General features: G+C 60.2%; 20 protein-coding genes and 1 pseudogene. 16 read left to right on the top strand and 5 right to left on the bottom strand.

Annotated features, from left to right (window positions below):
* Positions 1–34: 34 nt before the first annotated feature.
* The 5 genes and pseudogenes from QCE58_RS22025 to QCE58_RS22005 form a co-directional block, all read right to left on the bottom strand.
* Positions 35–1549, bottom strand: a pseudogene (locus tag QCE58_RS22025) (peptidase domain-containing ABC transporter); the annotation flags it as partial.
* Positions 1516–1902, bottom strand: a complete 387-nt coding sequence (locus QCE58_RS22020) for a FimD/PapC N-terminal domain-containing protein (RefSeq protein WP_250522098.1) — start codon at positions 1900–1902, stop codon at positions 1516–1518. The pseudogene QCE58_RS22025 and the gene QCE58_RS22020, both read right to left, overlap by 34 nt.
* A 225-nt stretch (positions 1903–2127) precedes the next feature.
* Positions 2128–2871: a fimbria/pilus periplasmic chaperone gene (locus QCE58_RS22015; protein WP_175982606.1), complete on the bottom strand. Its 744-nt coding sequence runs from the start codon at positions 2869–2871 to the stop codon at positions 2128–2130.
* Positions 2872–2970: 99 nt separating this feature from the next.
* Complete coding sequence (locus tag QCE58_RS22010; RefSeq protein WP_175982605.1) at positions 2971–3516, bottom strand: fimbrial protein; 546 nt, start codon at positions 3514–3516, stop codon at positions 2971–2973.
* A 439-nt stretch (positions 3517–3955) separates the two neighbouring features.
* On the bottom strand, positions 3956–4882 hold the full coding sequence (locus tag QCE58_RS22005) for a LysR family transcriptional regulator (RefSeq protein ID WP_008348956.1): 927 nt from the start codon (positions 4880–4882) through the stop codon (positions 3956–3958).
* Positions 4883–5124: 242 nt separating this feature from the next.
* Between QCE58_RS22005 and mdlC the strand changes: the two genes are divergently transcribed.
* From mdlC to QCE58_RS21925, 16 genes are all read left to right on the top strand, one after another.
* Positions 5125–6738: a benzoylformate decarboxylase gene (gene mdlC, locus QCE58_RS22000; protein WP_250522051.1), complete on the top strand. Its 1614-nt coding sequence runs from the start codon at positions 5125–5127 to the stop codon at positions 6736–6738.
* 37 nt (positions 6739–6775) lie between these two features.
* A complete protein-coding gene (locus tag QCE58_RS21995; protein WP_008348953.1) occupies positions 6776–8227 on the top strand; it encodes an aldehyde dehydrogenase in 1452 nt (483 codons plus the stop codon).
* Between the two features lie 74 nt (positions 8228–8301).
* The gene (locus tag QCE58_RS21990; protein WP_284502584.1) at positions 8302–9237 is read left to right on the top strand and encodes a ketopantoate reductase family protein; all 936 of its coding nucleotides are present in this window, start codon (positions 8302–8304) and stop codon (positions 9235–9237) included.
* Positions 9238–9425: 188 nt separating this feature from the next.
* The gene (locus QCE58_RS21985; protein ID WP_008348949.1) at positions 9426–10802 is read left to right on the top strand and encodes an MFS transporter; all 1377 of its coding nucleotides are present in this window, start codon (positions 9426–9428) and stop codon (positions 10800–10802) included.
* Positions 10803–10959: 157 nt separating this feature from the next.
* Positions 10960–12105: an alpha-hydroxy-acid oxidizing protein gene (locus tag QCE58_RS21980; protein ID WP_250436853.1), complete on the top strand. Its 1146-nt coding sequence runs from the start codon at positions 10960–10962 to the stop codon at positions 12103–12105.
* Between the two features lie 252 nt (positions 12106–12357).
* Entirely contained in the window at positions 12358–13377 is a 1020-nt protein-coding gene (locus QCE58_RS21975) for a LacI family DNA-binding transcriptional regulator (protein ID WP_175982598.1), read from the top strand.
* A gap of 114 nt (positions 13378–13491) precedes the next feature.
* Positions 13492–14823, top strand: a complete 1332-nt coding sequence (locus QCE58_RS21970; RefSeq protein ID WP_175982597.1) for an ABC transporter substrate-binding protein — start codon at positions 13492–13494, stop codon at positions 14821–14823.
* Positions 14824–14895: 72 nt separating this feature from the next.
* Positions 14896–15852 (top strand): carbohydrate ABC transporter permease, encoded by a 957-nt coding sequence (locus QCE58_RS21965; protein WP_008348939.1) that lies wholly within the window; start codon positions 14896–14898, stop codon positions 15850–15852.
* A complete protein-coding gene (locus QCE58_RS21960; RefSeq protein ID WP_175982596.1) occupies positions 15849–16802 on the top strand; it encodes a carbohydrate ABC transporter permease in 954 nt (317 codons plus the stop codon). The genes QCE58_RS21965 and QCE58_RS21960 overlap by 4 nt, the downstream gene beginning before the upstream one ends.
* On the top strand, positions 16799–16993 hold the full coding sequence (locus QCE58_RS21955) for a hypothetical protein (protein ID WP_008348936.1): 195 nt from the start codon (positions 16799–16801) through the stop codon (positions 16991–16993). Before QCE58_RS21960 ends, QCE58_RS21955 begins: the two co-directional genes overlap by 4 nt.
* A gap of 3 nt (positions 16994–16996) precedes the next feature.
* On the top strand, positions 16997–18112 hold the full coding sequence (locus QCE58_RS21950) for an ABC transporter ATP-binding protein (protein ID WP_250522050.1): 1116 nt from the start codon (positions 16997–16999) through the stop codon (positions 18110–18112).
* Positions 18105–19124 (top strand): ABC transporter ATP-binding protein, encoded by a 1020-nt coding sequence (locus QCE58_RS21945; protein ID WP_250441112.1) that lies wholly within the window; start codon positions 18105–18107, stop codon positions 19122–19124. The genes QCE58_RS21950 and QCE58_RS21945 overlap by 8 nt, the downstream gene beginning before the upstream one ends.
* Positions 19121–19756 (top strand): dihydroxyacetone kinase subunit DhaL, encoded by a 636-nt coding sequence (gene dhaL / locus QCE58_RS21940; RefSeq protein ID WP_008348928.1) that lies wholly within the window; start codon positions 19121–19123, stop codon positions 19754–19756. The genes QCE58_RS21945 and dhaL overlap by 4 nt, the downstream gene beginning before the upstream one ends.
* A gap of 14 nt (positions 19757–19770) precedes the next feature.
* The gene (gene dhaK, locus QCE58_RS21935) at positions 19771–20760 is read left to right on the top strand and encodes a dihydroxyacetone kinase subunit DhaK (protein ID WP_250522049.1); all 990 of its coding nucleotides are present in this window, start codon (positions 19771–19773) and stop codon (positions 20758–20760) included.
* Between the two features lie 278 nt (positions 20761–21038).
* Positions 21039–22340, top strand: coding sequence for a gallate dioxygenase (locus tag QCE58_RS21930; RefSeq protein WP_250522048.1), 1302 nt, complete (start codon positions 21039–21041; stop codon positions 22338–22340).
* A 74-nt stretch (positions 22341–22414) separates the two neighbouring features.
* Positions 22415–23764, top strand: coding sequence for an aromatic acid/H+ symport family MFS transporter (locus QCE58_RS21925; protein ID WP_309780301.1), 1350 nt, complete (start codon positions 22415–22417; stop codon positions 23762–23764).
* Positions 23765–23776: the final 12 nt, after the last annotated feature.

Below are 23776 nucleotides of genomic sequence, written 5' to 3'. Positions count from 1 at the left end.
ACCGCAACCAAGACTGCTGAGAATCCCGGCTTCTTCATGCGTCCACCAGCACCGGATCAGATGCTTGCACGACGTGTTCAGGCACGAGCCCGCCATTGGCGAATGCATAGCGCATGTCGAATGCCGATGCCAAAGCCATATCGTGGGTGATGACCACCACCGTTTGCTTCAGACTGCGAAGCAGTTGCGCAATGTGCTTCACGGATGCGGGATCAAGATTCGAAGTAGGCTCATCGAGCATCAGTATCTCGCGTTGTTGATAGAGCGCGCGCGCCAGCAAAAGACGTTGACGCTGCCCCGCAGAGATGTTGGCAATCGTGTCGCTGATGACGGTTCGCGTGCGCATCGGCAGACGCATGACATCGTCGAGAAGGCCCACGTCGGAAAGCAGCCTGTGTATACGGTCGTCGTCGGGATTCGCCGCAAACAAGGTGATATTGTCGGCAATCGAGCCGTGAAGGATGATGTCGCCCTGGCGCATATGAGCCATGTGGCGCCGAATTTCATCGACGGCAAGATTCGGCCACGCGATTCCGTTGAGTTCGATATGCCCTTCCCGCAGCGGCTCGGCCGCCGATAAGAGCTTGAATACCGTGGACTTGCCGCTCCCCGAAGGACCGGTGATGACGATCTTGTCGCCTTTGCGAATCGAAAGATTGAGATCGGCCAGCACGGGTTTATCGGATACGCCGTAGCTGAACGTCACGTTACGCATTTCGATACTCGAGAAATCGCGTATCTCCGTCGCCCGTTCGCTCGCGCTCAATGGCGTGTAAGTTTCGGTCTGTGCTTCGACGATATCGTCGACCCGCGCGACCGGCACGCTCAACATGAAGTACTGAAACATCGCGTTGATGGCGTTGGCAAAACGCTCCGACATCAACGACTTGTAGATCAGGAACGAATAGAACACGCCGACCGAAACGACGCCGCCGAGCATGAGCCGTGCCGCCATGTATGTGATAACCACCGTGTCCGCGTAGTTGACGAGTTTGAGCAGGCTGTCGCGCGTGCAGTTCAATCGGCTCTTCGCGAGCGCTGCCACGGCATACGCCTTGAAGATCGTCATGTAGATCGACGTGCGTCGAGTCTCGCCCTGTGCAAGCTTGAGCAGCGACGCCGCGCGGATGGTCTCGATCAGCGCGTCATCGCAACGGGCCGACGTTTCCGTGACCAGCGCGTGATTGTCGCGCATCGCGGGATACATGCTCAACGCCAGCGCCACGTACGCGGCGAATACCACGAGTGCAATGAGCGTCAGTTGCCGGCTTTGGATCAGCATGAGTATGAGCGCGAGCGTTCCTACCGCCACGTCGATGCACAACGAGACGATGGAGCGCGTCGCGTAGCCGGTGATCTCGTCCTGCGCCTTCACGCGCGCGAATACATCGCCGACGTGCCGCTTCTCGAACCATGGCATCGGATTGCGCAGAAGATGCCCGATGAGTCCTTCCGTCGAGTTGATTTGGACCAGATTGAAGATCAATTCGGTGAGGTACTTCTGCACGTATTCGCTCAACGCGCCAAAAACGAAAATGCTTGCGAAGGTATCAGATCAGCGAGCGACGGACACGTTTTATCCGCGTCATCGAGTGCGGCCAATGCTTCGGGAGTCAATTTCCGGATGTCGACGCCGAATTGCGTCAAAAGATCGGACGTCATGCAGGGGCGCACGACGCCGTCGCCGTTTTGGGGTCCACGAATCTCGATGCCGAGTTTGCCTTTCCACTCGTTGTTCACATAAGTGTCGGCACGATAGGTGCCGGGCAGGATTTCCTGCCCTTTGTTGAAGCGGGATATATCCACCTTTTCGCCGCTTCCCGATTCGAGAAACTGTTCGTTGAATTCGACGGCAGAATACTTCTTTGCGGCGTCGGCGTACGCATGCGAGCTGGCACTCATGGCTGCGAGAGCTTGCAGAGTGACGAAGTACATCGGATTCAACTTGTGAACCGACGGGAAATTGCGGCGGTCTTTCATTTTCGATTCGATCAGCCAAACGTATGACAGCGTGTCTCACACACGTCATCGCACTACGCACGCGGAGATACTTTCCAGGATGAAACGTATAAAGACTTAGGAATGCGTCTTGATCTGTTGAAGCAGAACCATACGAACTTAAGTGGCTCAGGGCGCAACGTCGGCTTCGCCGTTTTGCGGCCCGCCATAGTCATTGATGGCGGTATAGTTCACCTTCGATCCCTGACTGGGAAACGTCCCTTTCAAGGGAAACTTCTTTGTTTCGCCTGGCCCCACCATTCCACCTTGGTCGAAGGCGGCCACATTACTGCCTCGACCGAACTGGATTCGATCGAATGAGATGTGATAAGGCGTAGGGTTAGTCGCCTCGATCATGTTTTGATCGCCATCGTGTTTCAAATGCCAGATCACCTGAGCAGGCGCATCCGTGACTTGTCCTTTGAGCCCGTTAGGCCGGAAGAAGAACTTAATGCGCGTACGGAAAGCCAGTTGCAGTTGATTGGGGCTTGCTTCATCCCCGGTTGGCTTCGGCGGCACTTCGAGCACATTCAGATAGAAGAGGGATTCCTTGTCGGCAGGAAGCTCCTCACCGGTACTCATGATCCGCAAGGTTTGCGATTTACCCGGATCGATCCGCATGATGGGCGGCATGATGGTAAAAGGCACCTCGATGCTGTCGGGCTTCGCGTTCGGATCGCCCCGGTCGATCCATACCTTCGTCAACCCCGGGAGCTTTCCGTTGTTTGTTAATTTGACGGTAACTTCGGAATCGTTCTGGTTATAAACGATTCGCGTACCGGCAATCACCACGGATGCAATGGCGGTCGGGGCGAATGCAGCGATCGACAGGCAGATCGTTGCGAAGGTAAGTGTCTTGCGGATCAGTTTCATTGCGCGAAGAAATTCAATGCCACATTCGATTGGAAAAGCGGGGCAGCCGCCCCGCTTCCCGACCTCCCTGACAACTGAGAGGTCCTGGTGCTTATCGACTTATTGATAATCGATGCTGTACACGACAGACGAATTGGCCGCGCCGGCAGTCGTGGCGCCCGTTGCGTAGTATTCAGCCTGGTAGTACAGCGTCGCTGCGCCGCTCGAGATATCGGCCGCTTTGGAGTTCTGCAGATCGGTCGAAAAGCCGGCCTTGATCTGGGAACCGTCGCTGTTGTTGATTTGCAGCTTGACGTTTTGAGCGCCGCCTGGCGCGACGATAAGACGTCCATCGACCGGATCGACGGTGGCGCCCGCCTCATAGAAGACCGAAGCCTTGCTGGTCGACGTTACCGGCGTGCATTTGGACAACGCGATATGGTAGGAAGTGGCGCCTGCCGTATCGCCCGATTTCGTCAAGGCATTCGTGGACAGCGTCGGAAGATTGACCGTAAAGTCTTTGGACGACGTGTCATTACCATTGATTTCACATGTCGAAGCCGTCAAGGCTCCATTGAACGTGATCGTTCCATCAGCTGCGAGAGCGCTACCTGCAGTAGCTCCCAAAATAGCGGCCATCAAAGTGGAAATAGCGAAAGACTTCATAAAGCAATGCTCCCAGGAATGTTTGGTTTCAGCATATGGCCGTGGAGGGGCCTCCGGAATTCCGGATCGTTAAAGACGTTGGATTCATACTGATGCAACGAACTTGCACTGGACGAGAGTCGTAAAGGTGGGTTATCTGGGGATAACGTGCCTTCTCGAATCCTGCGATCCCAGGCCAAATGCTGGAAACGGATATTAAGGGTTCCAAATGAAAATAGAAAGTCTGGAAATCCTAAATAATTATCCGTTAATAAATGCCTTAAAGCAGTAGTTAGAAATAATTCTAAAGCCGCATTTAGAACTATTTCTAACTTGGTATTTGAAACTGATTTTGGCCCGGCCGCTGGGCGCTTGCGCAGACTAAATCGAATCAGGCGGAGGATTTAGATTATTTCCTAACGCAGTTCCCGAGATTCCGAACTCGATGGCAATCTTTGGCTTATCGGGTGGTCCGCAACGCCATGCCGCCCTCGGTCAGGCTTCTGAGTTCGTCGAGCAGACGCGCGGCTGGACGCGGCAGTATCCCGTCGCGGCGCTGAAACGCTGTCAATGTTCTGGCGGCGCGAACGCCCGGAATAGGCAGAGTCCCCATGATCCCTGCCTTGCTTTCGGAGTCGTACATCGGTTCCGGCATCCAACTCAGAAACGAGCATTCGGCTACCAGACTTTTAAGCACGGTCACCGAGCGCGTCCGGACGGCAATATCCGGCATGTCGAGGTTGCGAGAGAGAAACGTCTCTCGCATGTGTTCATAAGGGGCTGTACCTTTGGGCGGGATGGCCCACCGCGCGGTCAATGTGTCGGCGAGAGCGAGCTTGGGTTTCTTGCGCAATGGATGGCTGAAAGCTGCTACGACGAAGCTGTTGTCCTCCCATCGGCAGTCAGGTACGGCCACGATCTCGTCGCTGTCATTAGTGGCCGTGCTTAGAGCGAGGTCGATCTCGTAGTTGATGAGCCCCTCGGCAAGGCGGTCCCACACGCCTTCGATGATTTCGACGTGCAAGTTGCCCCATTTCTCCAAGACACGATCGACCGCCAAAGGAAGGAAGTGGGCAGCGAGACTGCCAACCGCTCCCACCTTGATCGTTCCTTTGGCGAGTCCGCGCATCGCGTCGATCTCTTCGCGCGCATTTTCTGCCTCGCGCAATAGAAGTTGAGCATGCGGCAGCAAAGCAGCGCCAATATCCGTCAACTGCATGCCTTTGACGTGCCGCTCAAAGAGCGGCGCGCCCACATCTTCCTCCAGACGCTTGATCGTTCGACTGAGTGCTGGCTGAGTCACATTGAGCGATGCTGCGGCCCTTCCGAGGCTGCCGGACGACACGATGGTCGTAAAAGCATGCAATTGATGGAGGTTGTAGCTCATGAGTTCGTTGGGGTGTTCCCTAGGGACACTGGCCTACGGCATTGGCCATCAACTCAAATTGGGCTTGGAAAAGAGCATCAAAAACAGCCACTTACTTCAACATATGACATTTTGCGAATGCTCCGAGCCTTTACCTGAAGGTAAAGGGTTTCGCGAAAAAAAGCAATATTCAAGCATGTCTCGGAAACCCATACTCGTTTCACCGAAGAGCAGAAACGCTCTTGAACCAAAGAGGAATCGCAATGACAGGCAGCGACAAACAAGGCGAAGGAAGCAGTCCGTCGACACACGCCACCGTTAGGGATGTCGTCATTAAGCTCGTGCGCGAACTGGGGATGACGTCGATCTTTGCTAACCCTGGATCGACGGAGCTTCCAATGTTTCGGGATTTCCCTGCCGACTTCCGATACGTCCTGGGCTTACAAGAAGCGGCAGTCGTCGGGATGGCCGATGGCTATGCGCAAGCAACTGGAAACGCTGCGCTAGTGAACCTTCATTCTGCGGCCGGCGTCGGCAACGCGATGGGCAATATCTTCACGGCATTCAAGAATCAGACGCCGCTCGTTATCACGGCGGGTCAACAAGCCCGTTCGATCTTGCCGTTCGACCCGTTCCTTTCCGCCGCACAGGCAGTCGAGTTGCCCAAGCCATACGTGAAGTGGGCGATCGAACCCGCGCGTGCGCAAGACGTGCCGCGCGCGCTGGAGCGCGCGTATCACATCGCAATGCAGGAGCCGCGTGGGCCTGTCTTCGTTTCAATTCCCGTGGATGACTGGGACCAGCCTGCGGAGTTTCATGAGCGCGCGACTGTCAGCAACTCGGTTCGTCCCGACCCGGAGGCATTGGCGAAACTCGGCGCAGCGTTGGACGCATCGAGAACGCCGGCTCTCGTGGTAGGTGCGGGAGTCGACCGGGCGGGCGCATGGAAGGAAGTCGTTCAACTGGCCGAGAGACATAACGCACGCGTCTTTGTCGCGCCGATGAGCGCGCGTTGTTCGTTCCCCGAGGACCATCGACTTTTCGCGGGATTTCTTCCCGCGATGCGTGAAAACATCGTCTCGCTGCTCGATGGGCATGACGTCGTTTGCGTCCTTGGCGCGCCTGCCTTTTCGTATCACGTCGAAGGTACAGGTCCGCACGTGCCGGCGGGCGCGGCGCTTTATCAACTCATCGACGACCCCAACGTCGCGGCGTGGACGCCCGGAGGGGCTGCGGTGGTCGGCAACGTCCGCCTCGGCTTGCTTGACTTGCTTGCGCGTGCGGCGCCAGACACGCGTCCTTTGCCTGAGCCTCGGCCAAGAGCACCTCGTGCCGAGCCGTCGCCCGTGATGTCGGTCGCCTTCGCGCTGCAAACCCTCGCGGAGGTTCGCGACCCGAACGACGTTGTCGTTGAAGAGGCACCGAGTTCTCGCCCGGCCATGCAACGGTATCTGCCGTTCACAAAGAGCAATACGTTTTTCACGATGGCTAGCGGCGGCTTGGGCTACGGCATGCCTGCAGCGGTCGGCGTTGCGCTCGCTCTTCCCGATCGCAAAGTGATTGGATTGATCGGAGATGGCTCGAGCATGTACTCGATCCAGGCGATCTATAGCGCGGTGCAGATGCGTCTGCCGATCACGTTCGTCATTCTGAACAACCAGCGCTATGCCGCGCTTCAAGAGTTTGCGCCGGTGTTTGGATTCGCTTCCGACGACGCTGTTCAGGGCACTGATCTTCCCGGCTTGGATTTCGTGTCGCTTGCCCAGGGCATGGGTTGTAAAGGTCTCCGTGTCGCGAACGCCGCGGAGCTCGCGGACAAGTTGAAGGAAGCCCTCGAGGCGGGCGAGCCGCGTCTTGTCGAGGTCGTGATTGCCTGAAGGGCCTACAGGAAAAGAGAAACATAAGGCGGAGACTATGAAGACGATTTCGATGCTTATCAACGGAGCGCATGTCGGCGCGAGCAATGGCGCGACATTCCAACGTTCTAACCCCTTGGATCAGGACGTCGCAAGCGTGGCCCCTGCGTGTACGCTGGACGACGTTCGTGATGCAGTGGATTCAGCTGCCGTCGCGTTTGCTCATTGGTCTCAGCAGGGCCCGACCCAGCGTCGTTCCTATCTCCTTAGCGCGGCGCAAGCGCTCGAAGCGAAGGCGGAGGCGTTTGCTTCCGCGATGGCGGCCGAAACGGGCGCTTCGCGCATCTGGGCCGACTTCAATGTGCGATTGGCCGCTGACGGCCTGCGGGAGGCAGCGTCACTGACCACGCAAATTTCAGGCGAAGTCATTCCGTCCGACGTCCCCGGCAGCGTGGCGATGGCGGTTCGGCAACCCGCAGGCGTATGCCTCGGGATTGCGCCGTGGAATGCGCCTGTCATCCTTGGCGTCCGTGCGGTTGCGCTTCCACTCGCTTGCGGTAACACGGTGGTGCTGAAGGGCTCGGAAATCTGCCCGGCGACGCACGCACTCATCGCGGAAGCCTTCATGGATGCTGGATTGCCCGCAGGCGTCGTCAACTTCGTCACGAACGCGCCTGCCGATGCAGGTCCGGTTGTCGAAGCGCTGATTTCGCATCCGGCTATCCGACGTGTCAATTTCACGGGCTCGACAAAGGTCGGGAAAATCATCGCGGAAAGCTGCGCACGGCATCTCAAACCGTCTGTTCTCGAACTGGGCGGAAAGGCCCCGCTGATCGTGCTCGACGACGCCGACATAGCGGCAGCGGTCGATGCTGCCGCTTTCGGCGCCTTCGCGAATTCAGGACAAATCTGCATGTCCACCGAGCGCATCATCGTCGATCGCGCGATCGCCGACGAGTTTGTTCTTCAGCTCGGTGAAAAGGCTAAGACGCTGCCGCTCGGCGACCCTCGAAAGGGGCCGGTTGTGTTGGGCTCCGTTGTCGATATGGCGACGGTACAACGATGCAACGCCTTGATCGATGACGCCTTGCACAAAGGCGCGACGATGGTCTGCGGGGGAAAAGCAGAGAACACGCTTATGCCTGCAACGCTCGTCGATAACGTTGGACCGAACATGCGGATCTACAACGAAGAGACGTTTGGCCCTGTCAAGGCAATCGTGCGCGTCGACGGCGAAGAAGAAGCGATCCGATGCGCTAACGATAACGAATACGGTCTCGCTGCGGCCGTGTTCAGTCGCGATGTCGCGCGCGCGATGCGGGTGGCGAGCCGCATCCAATCCGGGATTTGCCACGTCAACGGGCCAACCGTCCACGACGAAGCGCAGATGCCCTTTGGAGGCGTCAAAGGTAGTGGCTTTGGCCACTTCGGCGGACAGGCAGGCATTGCCGCTTTTACCGACTTGCGCTGGGTCACTGTGCAAACGTCGCCGCGACACTATCCGTTCTGAGTTACGTCCCTGTCACCCTCGTCAACTCGTTCGACAACTCAGGTAAGACCGCAGCCGCGGTCGACATGTCAACTATGGAAATCGCCGTACTCGGTGCAGGAGCGATGGGGTCGTTGTTCGGCGGCCGCCTGGCGGAAGCCGGTCACTCAGTCACGCTGATCGACATCAATCAACCGCATCTGGACGCTATCGGTGCGAAGGGCCTCCGCTTGGAGATGGATGACGATACTCGCGCAATCACGAACATCAACGCGATACGACCCGAAGCTACGGATAAACCGCCTGACTTGCTGTTGCTCTTCACGAAGTCGATGCACACGCGTGCGGCCTTGTCCGGCATCGAGCATCTGCTCGGCGAGACAACCGCCGTGCTCACGCTGCAAAACGGACTCGGGAACGTCGAAGCGATTCGAGACTTCGTGCCGCTCTCCAACGTGCTTGTTGGCGTTACTACGTGGCCGGCGGACCTTGTCGGTCCTGGCTCGGTGAGCAGTCACGGCGAAGGGAAAATTCGCATGATGAGCGCCGACGGTGAACGCACTTCCCAAGTCAATGCCGTCGCCGAGGCTCTGAATTCCGCCGGATTGAATTGTCAGATCGACGACAACGTCTGGGCAGCTATCTGGGAAAAGGTGGCGTTCAACGCTGCGCTTAACAGCATCTGTGCGGTCACTGGAACGACGGTGGACCAGCTTGGACTGCTGGAGGACAGCAAGAGCCTGGCACTGACCGTGGCCGCCGAGGTCATCGCAGTGGCGAACGCCAGCGGCGTTTCCGCGGATCTGAGCGTGTGCTCGACAAACATCGTTCATGCGATCGAACAGCACAAGGGGCACAAGCCGTCGATGCTGCAAGACGTTCTGGCCCGGCGAAAGACAGAGATCGAAGGCATCAACGGCGCAGTCGTTGAAGTGGCCCGCAGCATCAACGTGTCCGTTCCGCACACGGAGACATTGGCAAAGCTCGTCAGGCTTATCGACGCGCGAAACGCATCAGCCGTTGCGAAGTAGGTAGCCGCGGGCACGTCAACCGAGAACAACAAACGTCCGCGATCATGCATCAAAAGACGCGCCGATCAACCCGGCGCAGCGTACCCAGGAGACATCGCCATGAAGATATGTTTTGCCATGCTCCCGCGCGACGTCGCGGACCTTGTTGCAATCGACAGACCATCGAATGTGTGCGCGGAGGTCGAGCAATGAATCCGCAGACCTTCAGCGCTTCGAACACTGCTGACATCGGCAGTCTTCTCGACGACGGCCCCTTTACGCTCATTCAGAAGTTCGTCGTTTGCCTGGCCGCACTGTCGATCATCATGGACGGCTTCGATGGCCAGCTCATCGGTTACGCCATTCCCACCATCATCAAAGAATGGGGCATAACGCGCAATGCGTTCGCGCCGGCCGTGGCGGCGGGTCTGGTTGGCATGGGCGTCGGGAGCGCGTGCGCTGGCTTGTTCGCCGACAGGTTTGGCCGGCGCTGGGCGCTCATCGGTAGCGTCGTGGTGTTCGGCGCGGCAACCTGCGCCATCGGGCTTGCGCAAGACATACCGATGATCGCCGCGCTTCGCTTTATCGCGGGCCTGGGCATCGGCGGAGCGCTTCCCAGTGCCACGACGATGACCGCAGAGTTCACCCCGGCACGTCGCCGCACGCTCGCCGTCACGTCTACCATCGTTTGCGTGCCGCTCGGGGGCATGCTTGCCGGGTTCTTCGCCGGTGCCGTCTTGCCGACCTTCGGTTGGCGTGGCTTGTTCTTCATCGGTGGCACGATCCCCTTGGCCCTTGGCATTCTGCTGTTTTTCGTGTTCCCGGAGTCTCCCCGCTTTCTCGCTCGCAAGGAACAGCGCTGGACCGAGTTGCGTGCGCTCCTTGCGAGAATGTCGCGGCCGATTAGTGCGCAGACGACTTTCGTCGACGCCGCCGAGCAAAGGCTCGAACAACGCGACGGCTTCGGGTCGCTCTTCGAGCCGGCTCAGCGACGTAACACGATTGCTATCTGGAGTGCGTTTTTCATGTGCCTGCTCGCGGTCTACGCCGCCTTTAGCTGGCTGCCGACCATGCTCGCATCCGAAGGGCTTCCCGTGGCACTTGCCGGTTCGGGCCTGACCGCATATAACCTCGGCGGCGTCTTCGGGGCACTCATCTGCGCCTTGGCCATCACGCGCTTTGGTTCGCGTTGGCCGCTCCTGGTGTGCTGCGCCGGAGGATGTGCGAGCGCCTTTTTTCTGCGAGGCGTTGATGTGGCGAGTCACACGAGCCTCTTGGTTATCGGTCTGGGCGTCCACGGTCTCTTCGTCAATGCAGTTCAGTCGACGATGTACGCCTTGTGTGCGTATGTCTATCCGACTCGCGTGAGAGCAACCGGCCTCGCTTCGGCGCTCGCGTTTGGACGACTCGGTGCGATCCTCAGCGCATTCGCCGGCGCCGTCGTCATCACCGTGGGCGGAGCGTCCCTCTATCTCGCGATGCTCGGGGTCGCCATGCTGTTGGTACTGATCTCGCTGTCGCAGGTCAGAAACCATATCCCGGCGCTTCGTCAGAAGCGGCTGGTCACGCAAGTCGTCACTGAGTAGCGCGAGGTCGGCGACTGGCATGAGCGGCGCTTTCTCGCTCCGTCTGCCAGTCGCAACTGCGGTTGGTCTTCCTCTGTCGTCGCTCGACGGCCCGTGACACACGCCAAGAAATTGCTTTCTTCCCCACGTTTCCAGTTCGGTCAAGCAAGACACAATCATGGCAAGAGCGTTTCCCCATATCTTCTCCGTCGGTGACTATCGTTCCGCGGCTCGGCGTCGGTTGCCGAGGATGGTATTCGACTATCTCGAAGGCGGGGCCGACGACGAGTCCGGCCTGACGCACAATCGTGCCGCCTTTGACAAGTGGGAATTGCGTCCCCGGCGTCTTGTCGATGTGAGCGAGCGTGTGCAGTCTACCGACCTTCTGGGGAGACAAATTTCGTCGCCGCTCGTGATCGCGCCGACAGGTCTGAATAGTGCGTTCTGGCCCGACGGAGATCTTGCGCTTGCACGCGCTGCGAGCAAGGCTGGGATCCCGTTCGCACTCTCTACCGCGTCGAACATGTCGATCGAGGAGGTATCAAGGGGAGCGGACGGAGACTTGTGGTTCCAGTTATACGTAGTACACCGGAATGTGGCGAAGAGCTTGGTCACGAGAGCGCGAGAGGCTCGTTATTCGACGTTGATCCTGACCACGGACGTCGCGGTAAATGGATTCCGGCAGCGCGATCTGCGAAACGGGTTTGCTATGCCATTCAAAGTCACTCCACGAGGCGCTCTCGATGGCATTTCGCATCCCCGTTGGCTGTGGTCCTACCTGACGAATGGTATGCCGCAGTTGAAGAACTTCGCGACCGATGACGCCTCTGATACCGCCTCCCAGGCTGCGGTGCTGCGGCGGGAAATGGACGCGAGCTTTAGCTGGGACGACCTCCGTCGCTTGCGCGACGACTGGCCCGGAAAGCTGCTCGTCAAGGGGGTCGTGACGGCTGAAGATGCCGCGCGATGCGTGGAAATCGGCGCCGACGGTGTCATAGTCTCGAATCATGGCGGACGACAGCTCGCGGATCTTCCTGCGCCGATCGACGCATTGCCGGGCATCTCCGATGCGACGCCGACCACCGATCTCATTCTGGACAGTGGTATCCGAAGAGGGGCCGATGTGGTGAAGGCGGTCGCATTGGGCGCGACGGCCGTGATGCTTGGGCGCGCCACTTTGTACGGGCTCTCCGCGAAAGGCGAGGCCGGTGTGTCCGATGTCATCGCGATGATCAAAGAGGAAATCGACCGGACCCTCGCCCTCATCGGGTCCAGTTCGATAATGGAAGTCAATCGGAGTTGTGTCGCTCGGCGGCCTTTGTAGCGGAGGGGGGCAGCCATCGGTTCACCCTTTTCTTGACGTTATAAGGATGACTAATGACAGATCCGTTCTGATCGGCACACAGATGCGAATCCAACGCCGAGACAAGCGCCGACATTAAGCACATAGAGAAAAAATCCAACGGTGCATGCTGGCAAATGATGCATTTAACGCGTGAAAAAAGCTTGCATTCTCCGCGCAGAAAACTATCTTGAGTTCATAAAACGATTCTTCGCCTGGCACCGGAGGAGACCCATGCCAGCTACACGTATGATGATTGCGCGCCGCGCCGGGGTGAGCGTGGCAACGGTCGATCGTGTGCTGCGCGAAGACCAGGGGGTGCGCCCCGAAACGGCCGAACGTGTACATCTCGCGCTGGCCACGCTGCGCGACGAACGCGCAAGCCGCGGCAGGCCTGCGAAAACCACATCGTTCCGGGTCGCCTTCGTCTTACCGCAAATCAATTCCCGCTTTCTCGATCAAGTCGAACGCGATATCGCGCTGTCCGCCAGCTTCTTTCGCGAGCATCGTCTTGTCTCGTCGTTTTACCGTTGCGACCTGTCCAGCCAGCGCGACGCGATCTCACTCGCACAGCAATTGATCGACTACGACGCGCTCGTGCTCGTGCCGCTCGATTACCCATGGGTCGAGCGGATGATTCAGGACATGATGGATGCCAACGTGCCCGTCGTTACGGTCTTTTCAGATTTGCCGTCGAGTGCGCGCGCCACGTACGTGGGTGTCGATAACCGCATGGCCGGACGAACGGCGGGTCTGCTGATGGGCCGCTTCGTCGGTTCGCGCATCGGCACGGTCGCCGTGCTGTCGGCGTCGTCGCGTCTGCACGATCAGCTCGAGCGTCGGACGGGTTTTTCCCAGGTGCTCGAAGAGGACTTTCGCAACCTGCGCTGGCTCACGGAGCCCGATTTCGCCGAAGACGACGACAGCGCCGGACTCGCCGTGCAAGGACTGACGGCGGGACATCCGGATCTGGTCGGCGTGTATGTGACGTGCGGCGGCATTTCCGGCATCGCGTCGACGCTGCAGGAATCGGGCGACAAGGCGCGCGTCGTACTGATCGGCCACGAGTGCACGGCCGATACGCGGGCGCTGCTGTCGGAGCGGGCGATCGACGTGATCCTCGATCAGGACGTGCGCGGCATTGTCCATTGGGCCGGTCTCGCCGCTCTCAACTTCCTGAACGACGTGCGCGGCGTGCCTTCCATCCCGACGCCCGAAACCCGTATCTATCTTCGTGAGAATGCGCATGCCTGAAGCTCGCGACACGCGGACAGTTCGCTTCGGTCCGCCAGAGCTCATATGCAGCGTCCGGCGCATGGGCGCTGTCTGTCATCAGTTTGAGACCCGACAGAGACAAGGAGAAGACACATGTTACGTCTTACGTCATCAAGGGTATTAGCGGCGCTCGTCGCGTCGCTGGGACTGAGCTTCGGATCGGCGGCGCATGCGCAGGGCAAGCAGTTGACGCTATGTTGGGCCGCATGGGACCCCGCCAATGCGCTCGTCGAATTATCGAAAGACTTCACGGCGAAAACCGGCATTGCAATGAAGTTCGAGTTCGTGCCGTGGACGAGTTATGCGGACCGCTTCCTCAACGAACTGAATTCGCATGGAAAGCTGTGCGATCTCATCATCGGAGATAGTCAGTGGATTGGCGGTGCCGCGGTCAATGGACACTACGTCAAGCTCAATGATTTCTTCGACAAGAACAAAATCTCGATGGACGACTTCGTGCCGGCGACCGTCGTCGGCTACGCAGAGTGGCCGAAGAACACGCCGAATTACTGGGCGCTGCCCGCGATGGCGGACGCCGTGGGCTGGACCTACCGCAAAGACTGGTTTGCGAGGCCCGAACTGCGCGCGGAGTTCAAGCAGAAGTACAAGCGCGAACTCGAGCCGCCCACGACGATGGACGAACTCAAGCAGACAGCCGAGTTCTTTCAGGGACGAAAGATCGACGGCAAAACCGTGTATGGCGTGTATATCTTCACGGAGCGCGGCTCGGAAGGGATCACAATGGGCGTGACCAACATGCTCTATAACTTCGGCTTCGAATACCAGGACCCGAAGAAGCCGTATCACCTGGAGGGCTTCGTGAATTCGCCAGGCGCGATAAAGGGACTCGAATTCTATAAGGCGCTTTACAAGTGCTGCACGGCGCCCGGCATGACGAACGCCTACATGCAGGAAGGGCTCGATGCGTTCAAGTCGGGGCAGGTCGCGATGCAGATGAACTGGTTCGCCTTCTTCCCCGGCCTGTACAAGGATCCGAATGTCGGCGGCGACAAGATCGGCTTCTTCGTCAATCCGAAGGAAACGAAACAGTTCACGCAGCTTGGCGGTCAAGGCATATCCGTCGTGTCGTACTCGGATCACAAGGCCGACGCGCTCGAATACATCAAGTGGTTCGCACAAGCCGATGTGCAGAAGAAGTGGTGGCAACTCGGCGGCTACTCCGCGGCGAAGTCGGTGGTGGACGCGCCGGACTTTCCGAAGAGCGCGCCATTTGCGCCTGCATTCCTGAAGTCGATGTCGATAGTGAAAGACTTCTGGGCCGAGCCTACTTATGCCGAGTTGTTGCTCGACATGCAAAAGCGCGTGCACGACTATGTGGTTGCGGATAAGGGCACGGCGAAAGAAGCGCTCGATCTGCTCGTCAAGGACTGGAACAAAGTATTCAAGGCGGAAGGGAAGAACTAGCGTTACCGCACATGAACGCGCGGGCCGGCGAGCCGATCGATCTCGCCGGTCCGCGACAACAAGGAGTCAGGCATGTTGGCAAACAAGCCTTTTCCACCGGAAGGGTTGCAGACCAAAGCCCAGACGCGCGCGGCCGCGCGCTTGCGCGGACTGTCTGACCGAACCATCGCGTGGCTGTTCATTCTTCCGACTATCGTGCTGCTGCTCGCCATCAACATCTTTCCGTTGATCTGGGCATTGCGGCTCTCATTCACGAACTTCAAGTCGAATATGCCGAGCGTCCCCGCGCGCAATGTCGGCATCGACAATTACACGGACATACTCACAGACGAAGACATCTGGTACGCGATGCAGGTGACGGCGCGCTTCGTTTTCTGGTCGGTCGGACTCGAAGTGCTGCTCGGCTTCGGGCTCGCACTGCTGATCAACCGGCAGTTTCGCGGCCATAGTTTCTGGACCACGCTGATTCTGCTGCCGATGATGCTTTCGCCCGCTGTCGTCGGCAACTTCTGGACCTTTTTGCTGCAACCGCAAACGGGCCTTTTCAACGACATCGTCGGCTTTTTCACGGGCATTCCGCCGAACTCGTTCCAGATGATCGGCGATGTGCCGCTCGCACCGTGGACGATCGTCATGGTCGATGCATGGATGTGGACGCCCTACGTGATGCTGATCTGCCTGGCGGGATTGCGTTCGATTCCGGACTACATCTATGAAGCGGCCGAAGTCGATCGCGCTTCGCCATGGCGTCAGTTCTGGTCGATCACACTGCCGATGACGCTGCCGTTCCTGATGCTCGCGATCCTTTTTCGCGGGATCGAGAACTTCAAGATGTTCGACATGGTGAATCTGCTGACATCGGGCGGGCCGGGCTCCGTGACGGAAACCGTGTCGATCACGCTCAAGCGCGCAGCCTTCGAGAAGTGGAGGACGGGTTATTCGTCCGCGCTCGCGATCATTCTGTTCGTTGTCGTGTTCGGTGCGGCGAACATCTATGTGAAGGCGCTCAACCGGGTGAAACAGCGATGACAGACCTTGCCCTTCAACAGTCGGTGGTGGCTGCATCGCCGCGCAGCAAGACGTTTGCCGCAGTCGTCGTGATCGCGTATGCGCTCATCGCGACGCTGCCGATCGTCTGGATCATCCTGACGAGCTTCAAGACACAGGAGGATGCGATCGCGTATCCGCCCGTCGTCGTGTTTCATCCGTCGATGGAAGGTTACGTGAATCTTTTCACGATCCGCTCGCGGCAGACGCCGGAGTTCATCGCGAGTTTGCCGCCCGCAGAGACCTGGTACGACCGCGATGTCCGAAAGCGCAACATGGTGATTGCAGGGCCGTCGAAGGTCCTGCCGCGCTTCGTCAATTCGCTCGTGATCGGGTTCGGCTCGACCTTTCTTGCGGTGTTTCTCGGCACGTTGGCCGCCTATGCGTTTTCGCGCTTCAAGGTGCCGCTCGCCGACGATCTGCTGTTCTTCATACTGTCCACGCGAATGATGCCGCCCATCGCGGTGGCGATTCCCATCTATCTCATGTATCGCACGCTCGGCCTCGCCGACAGCTACCTCGGCATGATCGTGCTCTATACGGCCGTGAACGTGTCGCTGGCGGTGTGGCTGCTCAAAGGATTCATCGACGAAATCCCTCGCGAATATGAGGAAGCGGCGCTTGTCGACGGATACACGCGGTTGCAGGCCTTCGTGAAGGTCGTGCTGCCGCAGGCGATCACCGGCATTGCTGCGACGGCGATCTTCTGTCTGATCTTTGCGTGGAACGAGTACGCGTTCGCATTGCTGCTGACGAGCGGCGACGCGCAGACGATGCCGCCGTTCATTCCGTTCATCATCGGCGAGGGCGGGCAGGACTGGCCAGCGGTCGCGGCCGCGACGACGCTGTTCGTGCTGCCCATCCTGATCTTCACCGTTGTGCTGCGCAAGCATCTGTTGCGCGGGATCACCTTCGGAGCGGTACGCAAATGAAAGCCCAGCCCGTCATGCCGCGCCGCCGTCTGTTCCGCAGGCGCTACGGCGAGGGCGCATCGACCGTGCTGATCGGCCTCGGCATTGCGATGCTCGTCCAGCCGTTCACGGTCGATCTCTATACCTGGTCGTTCCCTGTGATTCTGGCGGGTGCGCTCGCATTCGTCGTGACGAGTCACTTCCCGGAGTGAGCCATGTCGACGATCGTTCTATCCAACCTTCATAAGCGCTTCGGTGACTTCACTGCCGTACACGATACGAATCTCACCGTGAGCAACGGCCGCTTCGTGGTGCTGCTCGGACCCTCCGGTTGCGGCAAGACGACGACGTTGCGCATGATCGCCGGGCTCGAACTGCCGACTTCGGGCCAGATTCTGATCGACGGCGAAGATGTCACGGGGCTGCGTGCGCGTCAGCGCGATATTGCATTCGTGTTCCAGATGTTCGCGCTGTATCCGCATATGACGGTACGTAACAACATCGCTTTTCCGCTGAAGAACGAGGGTATTGCGCGCCGCGAGATTGCCGCGCGCGTCGATGCGGCCGCGCATATGCTTCGCATCGAAAGTCTGCTCGACCGAAAGACGGGCGGGCTGTCGGGCGGCGATCGGCAACGCGTCGCCCTGGGCCGCGCGATCGTCCGGCACCCGAAGGCTTTTCTGATGGACGAGCCGCTCGGCACGCTCGATGCGGATTTCCGCGAACTGATGTGCCTCGAGTTGCGCAAGCTGCATAACGCGCTCAACGCGACGACGGTCTACGTGACGCACGATCAACGCGAAGCGATGGCGATGGCCGACGACATCGTCGTGATGAGCGGCGGCGAGGTGCTGCAATCGGCGTCGCCGCATGACGTCTATCACTTTCCAGCGACCGTGTTCGTCGGCAGCTTCATCGGCAGCCCGCCGATGAATTTCCTGGCCGTGGATGGCGGCGTCGAAGCGGGCGCGGAATCGGTCTCGCTCTCCGGCGTCGCCGTGTCCGTGCCGCGCACGGCTACGTCCGCGGCGAAAGCGCTGCTCGGCGTGCGGCCAGAGCATGTCGTGATCGACGAGCGCGGTGCGTTGCGTGGACGCGTGATCGCGGATGAATATCTCGGCTCGCATCAGATTCTCGTCGTCGAAACGGCACTCGGCGTGATGCGCGTGCGGGTCGGCAAGGACGAAGGACTGGTGGCGGGGTCCCAGGTCGGGATGTCGTTCGCCAAGGAGCGCACGCTCCTCTACGACGCATCGAGCGGCAAGCTGCTGCCCGGCGCCGCGCGGCAGATGGCCGTCAACGGAAGCGGCAACGGAGGCGCTTATGTCTGAAATTCGCTTGCATGGCGTGACGAAGCGATTCGGCGATATCGTCGCGGTAGATGATGTGTCGCTCGACGTGAAGGAGGGCGAGTTCGTCGTGTTGCTCGGTCCGAGCGGCGCGGGCAAGACTACTACGTTGCGGCTCATCGCAGGTCTCGAGCGGCCCGACGATGGCGAGATATTCATCGACGGCGCCGCCGCGACGGACATGCATCCGGCGGATCGCGACGTCGCCTTCATCTTTCAGCAGTATTCGCTGTATCCGCATCTGACGGTGTTCGGCAACCTGGCGTTTCCGCTGCGCTCCCCGCGGCGGCGCGTGAGCGAGGCGGAAGTCACCGCGCGCGTGCAGTCGGTCGCGCAGATGTTGCATATCGAGTCGAAGCTCGGCAATCTGGCGACGCGTCTGTCGGGCGGCGAGATGCAGCGCGTGGCCATCGGACGCGCGCTCGTGCGTCAGCCCAAGGTGTTTCTGATGGACGAGCCGCTGTCTTCGCTCGACGCGAAGTTGCGCGAGGAACTGCGGATAGAACTGAAGCGGCTGCATCGCACGATCGGCGCCACGATCATCTACGTGACGCACGATCAGGTCGAAGCGACCACGCTCGCGGACCGCATCGGCATTCTCGAACACGGGCGCATCGTGCAGGTGGGCGCGCCGCGCGACGTATATGGCAATCCGGCTTCGCTAGGCGCCGCGCAACGTCTCGGCTCACCGCCCATCAACTTGCTGCCGCCCGTGTTGTTCGATCCTGCCACGATGCCCGCAGGCACCTCGACGGTCGCGATCCGTCCTGAAGACATCGTGCTGCACGCGCACGATACGCGCGACGGGCTCAATCTTCGCGTGCTCGAATATTCTCCGCTGCGGCATCTGTTGATCATGGAGCGCGACGGCACCGCCATCGTCGCGACAACCATGACCGAGCGCAATTTCACGCCGGGGCAGACAGTCGGCGTGTCGCTACCTCTGCGCAGTCTTCTCTATTTCCGCTCCGACGGCAGGAGGATTCCGGCATGAACGGGAAAACGGTCATGGCGTGCATTGAAGCCGCGCACGCGACGCTCAAGGAACATACGGACGAGATCGCCGCGCTCGATCAGCAGATTGGCGACGGCGATCATATCTTCAACCTGTTGCGGGGCATGGATGCGCTGTTTGCGATGCGCGCCGCTATCGAGGCCGAGGCGTTTGCGCCCGCGCTGGACCAGGCCGCCTCCAAATTGCTGTCGACGGTGGGCGGTTCGTCGGGGCCGCTGTTCTTTTCGTTGCTGCATGGCATGGCGAAGGCGGCGCAGAACGCGGACACCTTGAGTGTGGCGGACGCGGCGCGGATCTTCGCCGCGGGCGTCGATGCCGTTGCCCAGCGAGGCAAGGCCGGCACCGGCAGCAAGACGATGATGGACGTGCTCATCCCTGTCGCGTCGCGCTTCATGGAACTGGCCGAGCGCAGTGCGCCGCGCGAAGCCGTGCTCGATGCGCTGCCGCGGACGGCTGAAGAAGGCATGCTCGCGACGCGCGACATGCTCGCGACCAAGGGGCGCGCGTCGTTTCTCGGCGAGCGCGCGCGCGGGCATATCGATCCCGGCGCACGGTCGAGCCAGTTGATGATCGGTGCGGTATGCGCGCGGCTCGCGCAATACAGAGAGTGAAAGGAGCGCAGGCCATGAAAAAGTTCATCAACCATGTCGACGACTTTCTGACTGAGAGCCTTGCCGGATTCGCCGCCGCGCATGACGATCTCGTCGTGCTCAATCACGAACCTGTGTTCGTGCGGCGCAAGACGTTGAAGCCGGGCAAGGTCGCGCTGGTCTCGGGCGGCGGATCGGGACACGAGCCCTTGCATAGCGGCTTCGTCGGGTACGGAATGCTGGACGCCGCGTGCCCTGGCCAGGTGTTTACTTCGCCGACGCCCGATCAGATGATGGCAGCCGCCAAGGCCGTCGATACGGGCGCGGGCACGCTCTTCATCGTGAAGAACTATTCCGGCGATCTGATGAACTTCGAAATGGCATCCGAAATGTCGGAGTTGCCGAATGCGATGGTGCTGATCAACGACGATGTCGCGGTCGAAAACTCCAGTTATACGACGGGCCGGCGGGGCGTGGCGGGTGCGGTGATCGTCGAGAAGCTGGTGGGCAGTCTCGCCGAGAGCGGCGCCGATCTCGAACAATGCAAGGCGTTCGGCGACCGGATCAACAAGCATACGGCGTCGATGGGCGTCGCGTTTTCGAGTTGCACCGTGCCCGCAGCGGGCACGCTGACGTTCAAGATCGGCGACGATGAAATGGAGGTCGGCGTCGGCATTCATGGCGAGCCAGGGCGGCGGCGAACGCGCTTTGCCGCCGCCGACGCGATCGCGGCAGAGCTGCTGACGGCGATCGTCGCCGATCTGAAACCGGGGAACGGCTCGGAGCTGCTGGTCTTGATCAATGGGCTGGGCGGCACGCCGCTCGGCGAACTGTATCTGCTGTTCAATTCCACGCGCTCGTGGCTGCACCAGCGCGGTCTCGCGGTCACGCGCGTGCAGGTCGGATCGCTCACGACGTCGCTGGAAATGGCCGGTGCGTCGATCACCTTGTGCGTGCTGGACGATGAAATGAAGCGGCATTGGGACAGCCCCGTGCATACGCCATCGCTCAGGTGGGGAATGTAGATTCGCCGGAACGTTTGCAATCGTCCGGTCGCTCGGCCGGAATTGCGTCCTCTTTCACGAGCCATCAGTTTTGTTTATCGGCGTATCGGCGACGCGGCCCTTGCGCGCTTCGCCGCGCGCCGCGTCCCAGCGGCCTTCCGCGCCTATAAAACCCCATGCGTAAAGGCAAAGTTCTGGTTTACGCGTAGTACCCGGCCTGCCTCCTTCCTCGCTACCCTTCGGCTTCAGTTTCCCTAAAGCAAGCCCGCTCGGCCACGCATTCTGAAGGAGTAGCGCACATGGCACGGATCATCGGAGGCATCGCCGCCTCGCACACGCCGACCATCGGTTTCGCGTTCGACAAGAACAAGCGCGACGATCCCGTCTGGGCGCCGATCTTCGAGAACTTCGCGCCGCTCGCGAACTGGCTCGCGGACAAGCAGCCCGACGTCATCGTCACGATCTACAACGACCACGTCACGTCGTTCTTTTTCGATCACTATTCGGCCTTCGCGCTGGGCGTCGGTCCCGAATGGCGCGTCGCGGACGAAGGCGGCGGCGCGCGCGATCTGCCGCCGATCAAAGGTCATCCCGCACTCGCCGCGCACATCGGCACTTCGCTGATGACCGATGAATTCGACATGTCGTTCTTCCAGAACAAGGCGCTCGATCACGGCTGCTTCTCGCCGCTTTCGATGCTGTGCCCGCACAAGCCCGAATGGCCGGTCAAGCTCGTGCCGCTGCAGATGGGCGTGCTGCAATTGCCCGTGCCGAGCGCGCGCCGCTTCTACAAGCTCGGGCAGGCGCTGCGCCGCGCGATCGAAAGTTATCCGGAAGACATCAAGGTCGCGATTCTCGCGACGGGCGGTCTTTCGCATCAGGTTCACGGCGAGCGCTCGGGCTTCAACAACACGGAATGGGACGCGCGCTTCCTCGATCTCTTCGAGCGCGATCCCGAGCAGCTCGCGAACATGACCATCGCGGAATATGCGGCGCTCGGCGGCTACGAAGGCGCCGAAGTCATCATGTGGCTGACGATGCGCGGTGCGCTTTCGTCGAACGTCGTGTGCAAGCATCGCAGCTATTACCTTCCGTCGATGGCAGGCATCGCCACCGCGATCTACGAAGGCGAGGACAGCGAGACCAAGCCCGCGATCGTCGAGCGTCATCGTCAGAAGATGGCCGTTCAGCTCACCGATGTCGAGAAGCTCGAAGGCACGTATCCGTTCTCGATCGAAACGGCGGTGCGCGCGTATCGCATCAACGATTATCTGCATCGCATGGTCGAGCCCGCGCATCGCGAGGCATTCAAGGCCGATGAAGAAGCGAGCTTCGAAGCAGCGGGCCTTTCCGAGCAGGAACGCGATCTCATTCGCCGGCGCGATTGGCGCGGCCTGCTTCATTACGGCGTGATCTTCTTCATGCTCGAAAAGCTCGGCGCGGTGACGGGCATATCGAATCTGCATATCTACGCCGCGATGCGCGGCGAAACGCTCGAAGCGTTTCAAAAGACGCGCAACGCACCGGGCGCGTTGTATTCGGTCGCGGGCAAAGGCTCGGAGAAGCTCGACTGGGACAAAGCGGAAAAGGCCAGAAGCTAAACACGAACGCGTTGCATGGGACCGGAGTAAGCGCAGAAGCACCGACTCCGGCCAACAGGGGACAGGAGACAAACATGACTAGCGGTAAAACCATCGACATCAAGGGCTTCATCGACGAACGCCCGATTTCCGCCTACCAGTGGCTGCTGGTGGCGCTGTGCTTTCTCATCGTGACGGCCGACGGCATGGACGTGGCGATCATGGGCTTCGTCGCGCCATCGATCATCGCGGACTGGCATATCTCGCGGCCCGCGTTCGGCCTCGTGATGAGCGCGGCGCCCATCGGTCTCGTGATCGGCGCACTGGCGGCGGGACCGGCATCGGATCGCATCGGGCGCAAGTGGGTTCTGATTACCTCGGTATTCCTCTTCGGCGTCTTCACGATCGCGACCGCGTTCACGAATTCGCCTTCCAGCATGGCGCTTTTGCGCGTACTGACCGGCATCGGTCTCGGCGCGGCGATGCCCAACACGACGACGCTGCTCTCCGAATACGCGCCGCAACGCAAGCGCGCGCTGCTCATCACGATCATGTTCACGGGCTTCAATCTCGGCTCCGCGCTGATCGGCTTCGTCGCGGGCTGGCTGATTCCGGTGCACGGCTGGCGCTCGGTGCTGATCTTCGGCGGCGCGCTGCCGCTCTTGCTGATCCCGCTGCAAATTTGGCTGCTGCCTGAATCCGCGCGTCTGCTCGCGGTGCGCGGCGCGACCTCGCAACGCATCGGCAAGGTGCTCGGCCGCGTGTGCGGCGCGCGTTTCGATGGTAGCGAAACGTTCGTATCGAACGAGCCTCCGCTGCCGACGACGACGCCGATCGGCGTGTTGTTCTCGCACGGCTACGGTTTGATGACGGCAGCGCTGTGGGTCACGTATTTCATGGGCCTGCTCGTGATCTACCTGCTGACCGGCTGGCTGCCGACGCTCATGAAGGACGCGGGCCTCACCGTTTCCGCAGCGGCGAACGTCACGGCGATGTTCCAGATCGGCGGCACGATCGGCGCGATCATCGTCGGATGGATCATGGACAAGGCGCGTCCGGCGCCCGTCATCAGCGCGGCGTATCTCGGCGGCGCGGTGTGCGTGCTCGGACTGGCGTGGATCGGCGCGCTGTCGTCGTCGCTCGCGGTGCTCGTGTTCGCAGCGGGCTTTTGCATGAGCGGCGCGCAAACCGGTCTCAACGCCTTCGCGCCGGGACGTTATCCGACCGTCGCGCGTGCAACCGGCGTGAGCTGGATGCTCGGCATGGGCCGCTTCGGCAGCATCTTCGGTTCCGCATTCGGCGGCGCGTTGCTCGGCCTCGGTTGGGAGTTCGGCGCGATCCTCGCGATGCTCGCCGTGCCCGCGACGCTCGCGGCAATATCGATTCTCGTCGCACAACGCACGCGTGCCGACGAAGCACACGCACAAACGACTGCAGCACACTAGTACCTGGAGTAA

It is taken from the genome of Caballeronia sp. LZ028, assembly GCF_031451415.1.
Lineage (GTDB): Bacteria > Pseudomonadota > Gammaproteobacteria > Burkholderiales > Burkholderiaceae > Caballeronia > Caballeronia zhejiangensis.
This window is presented reverse-complemented; position numbering and strand designations above follow the sequence as displayed.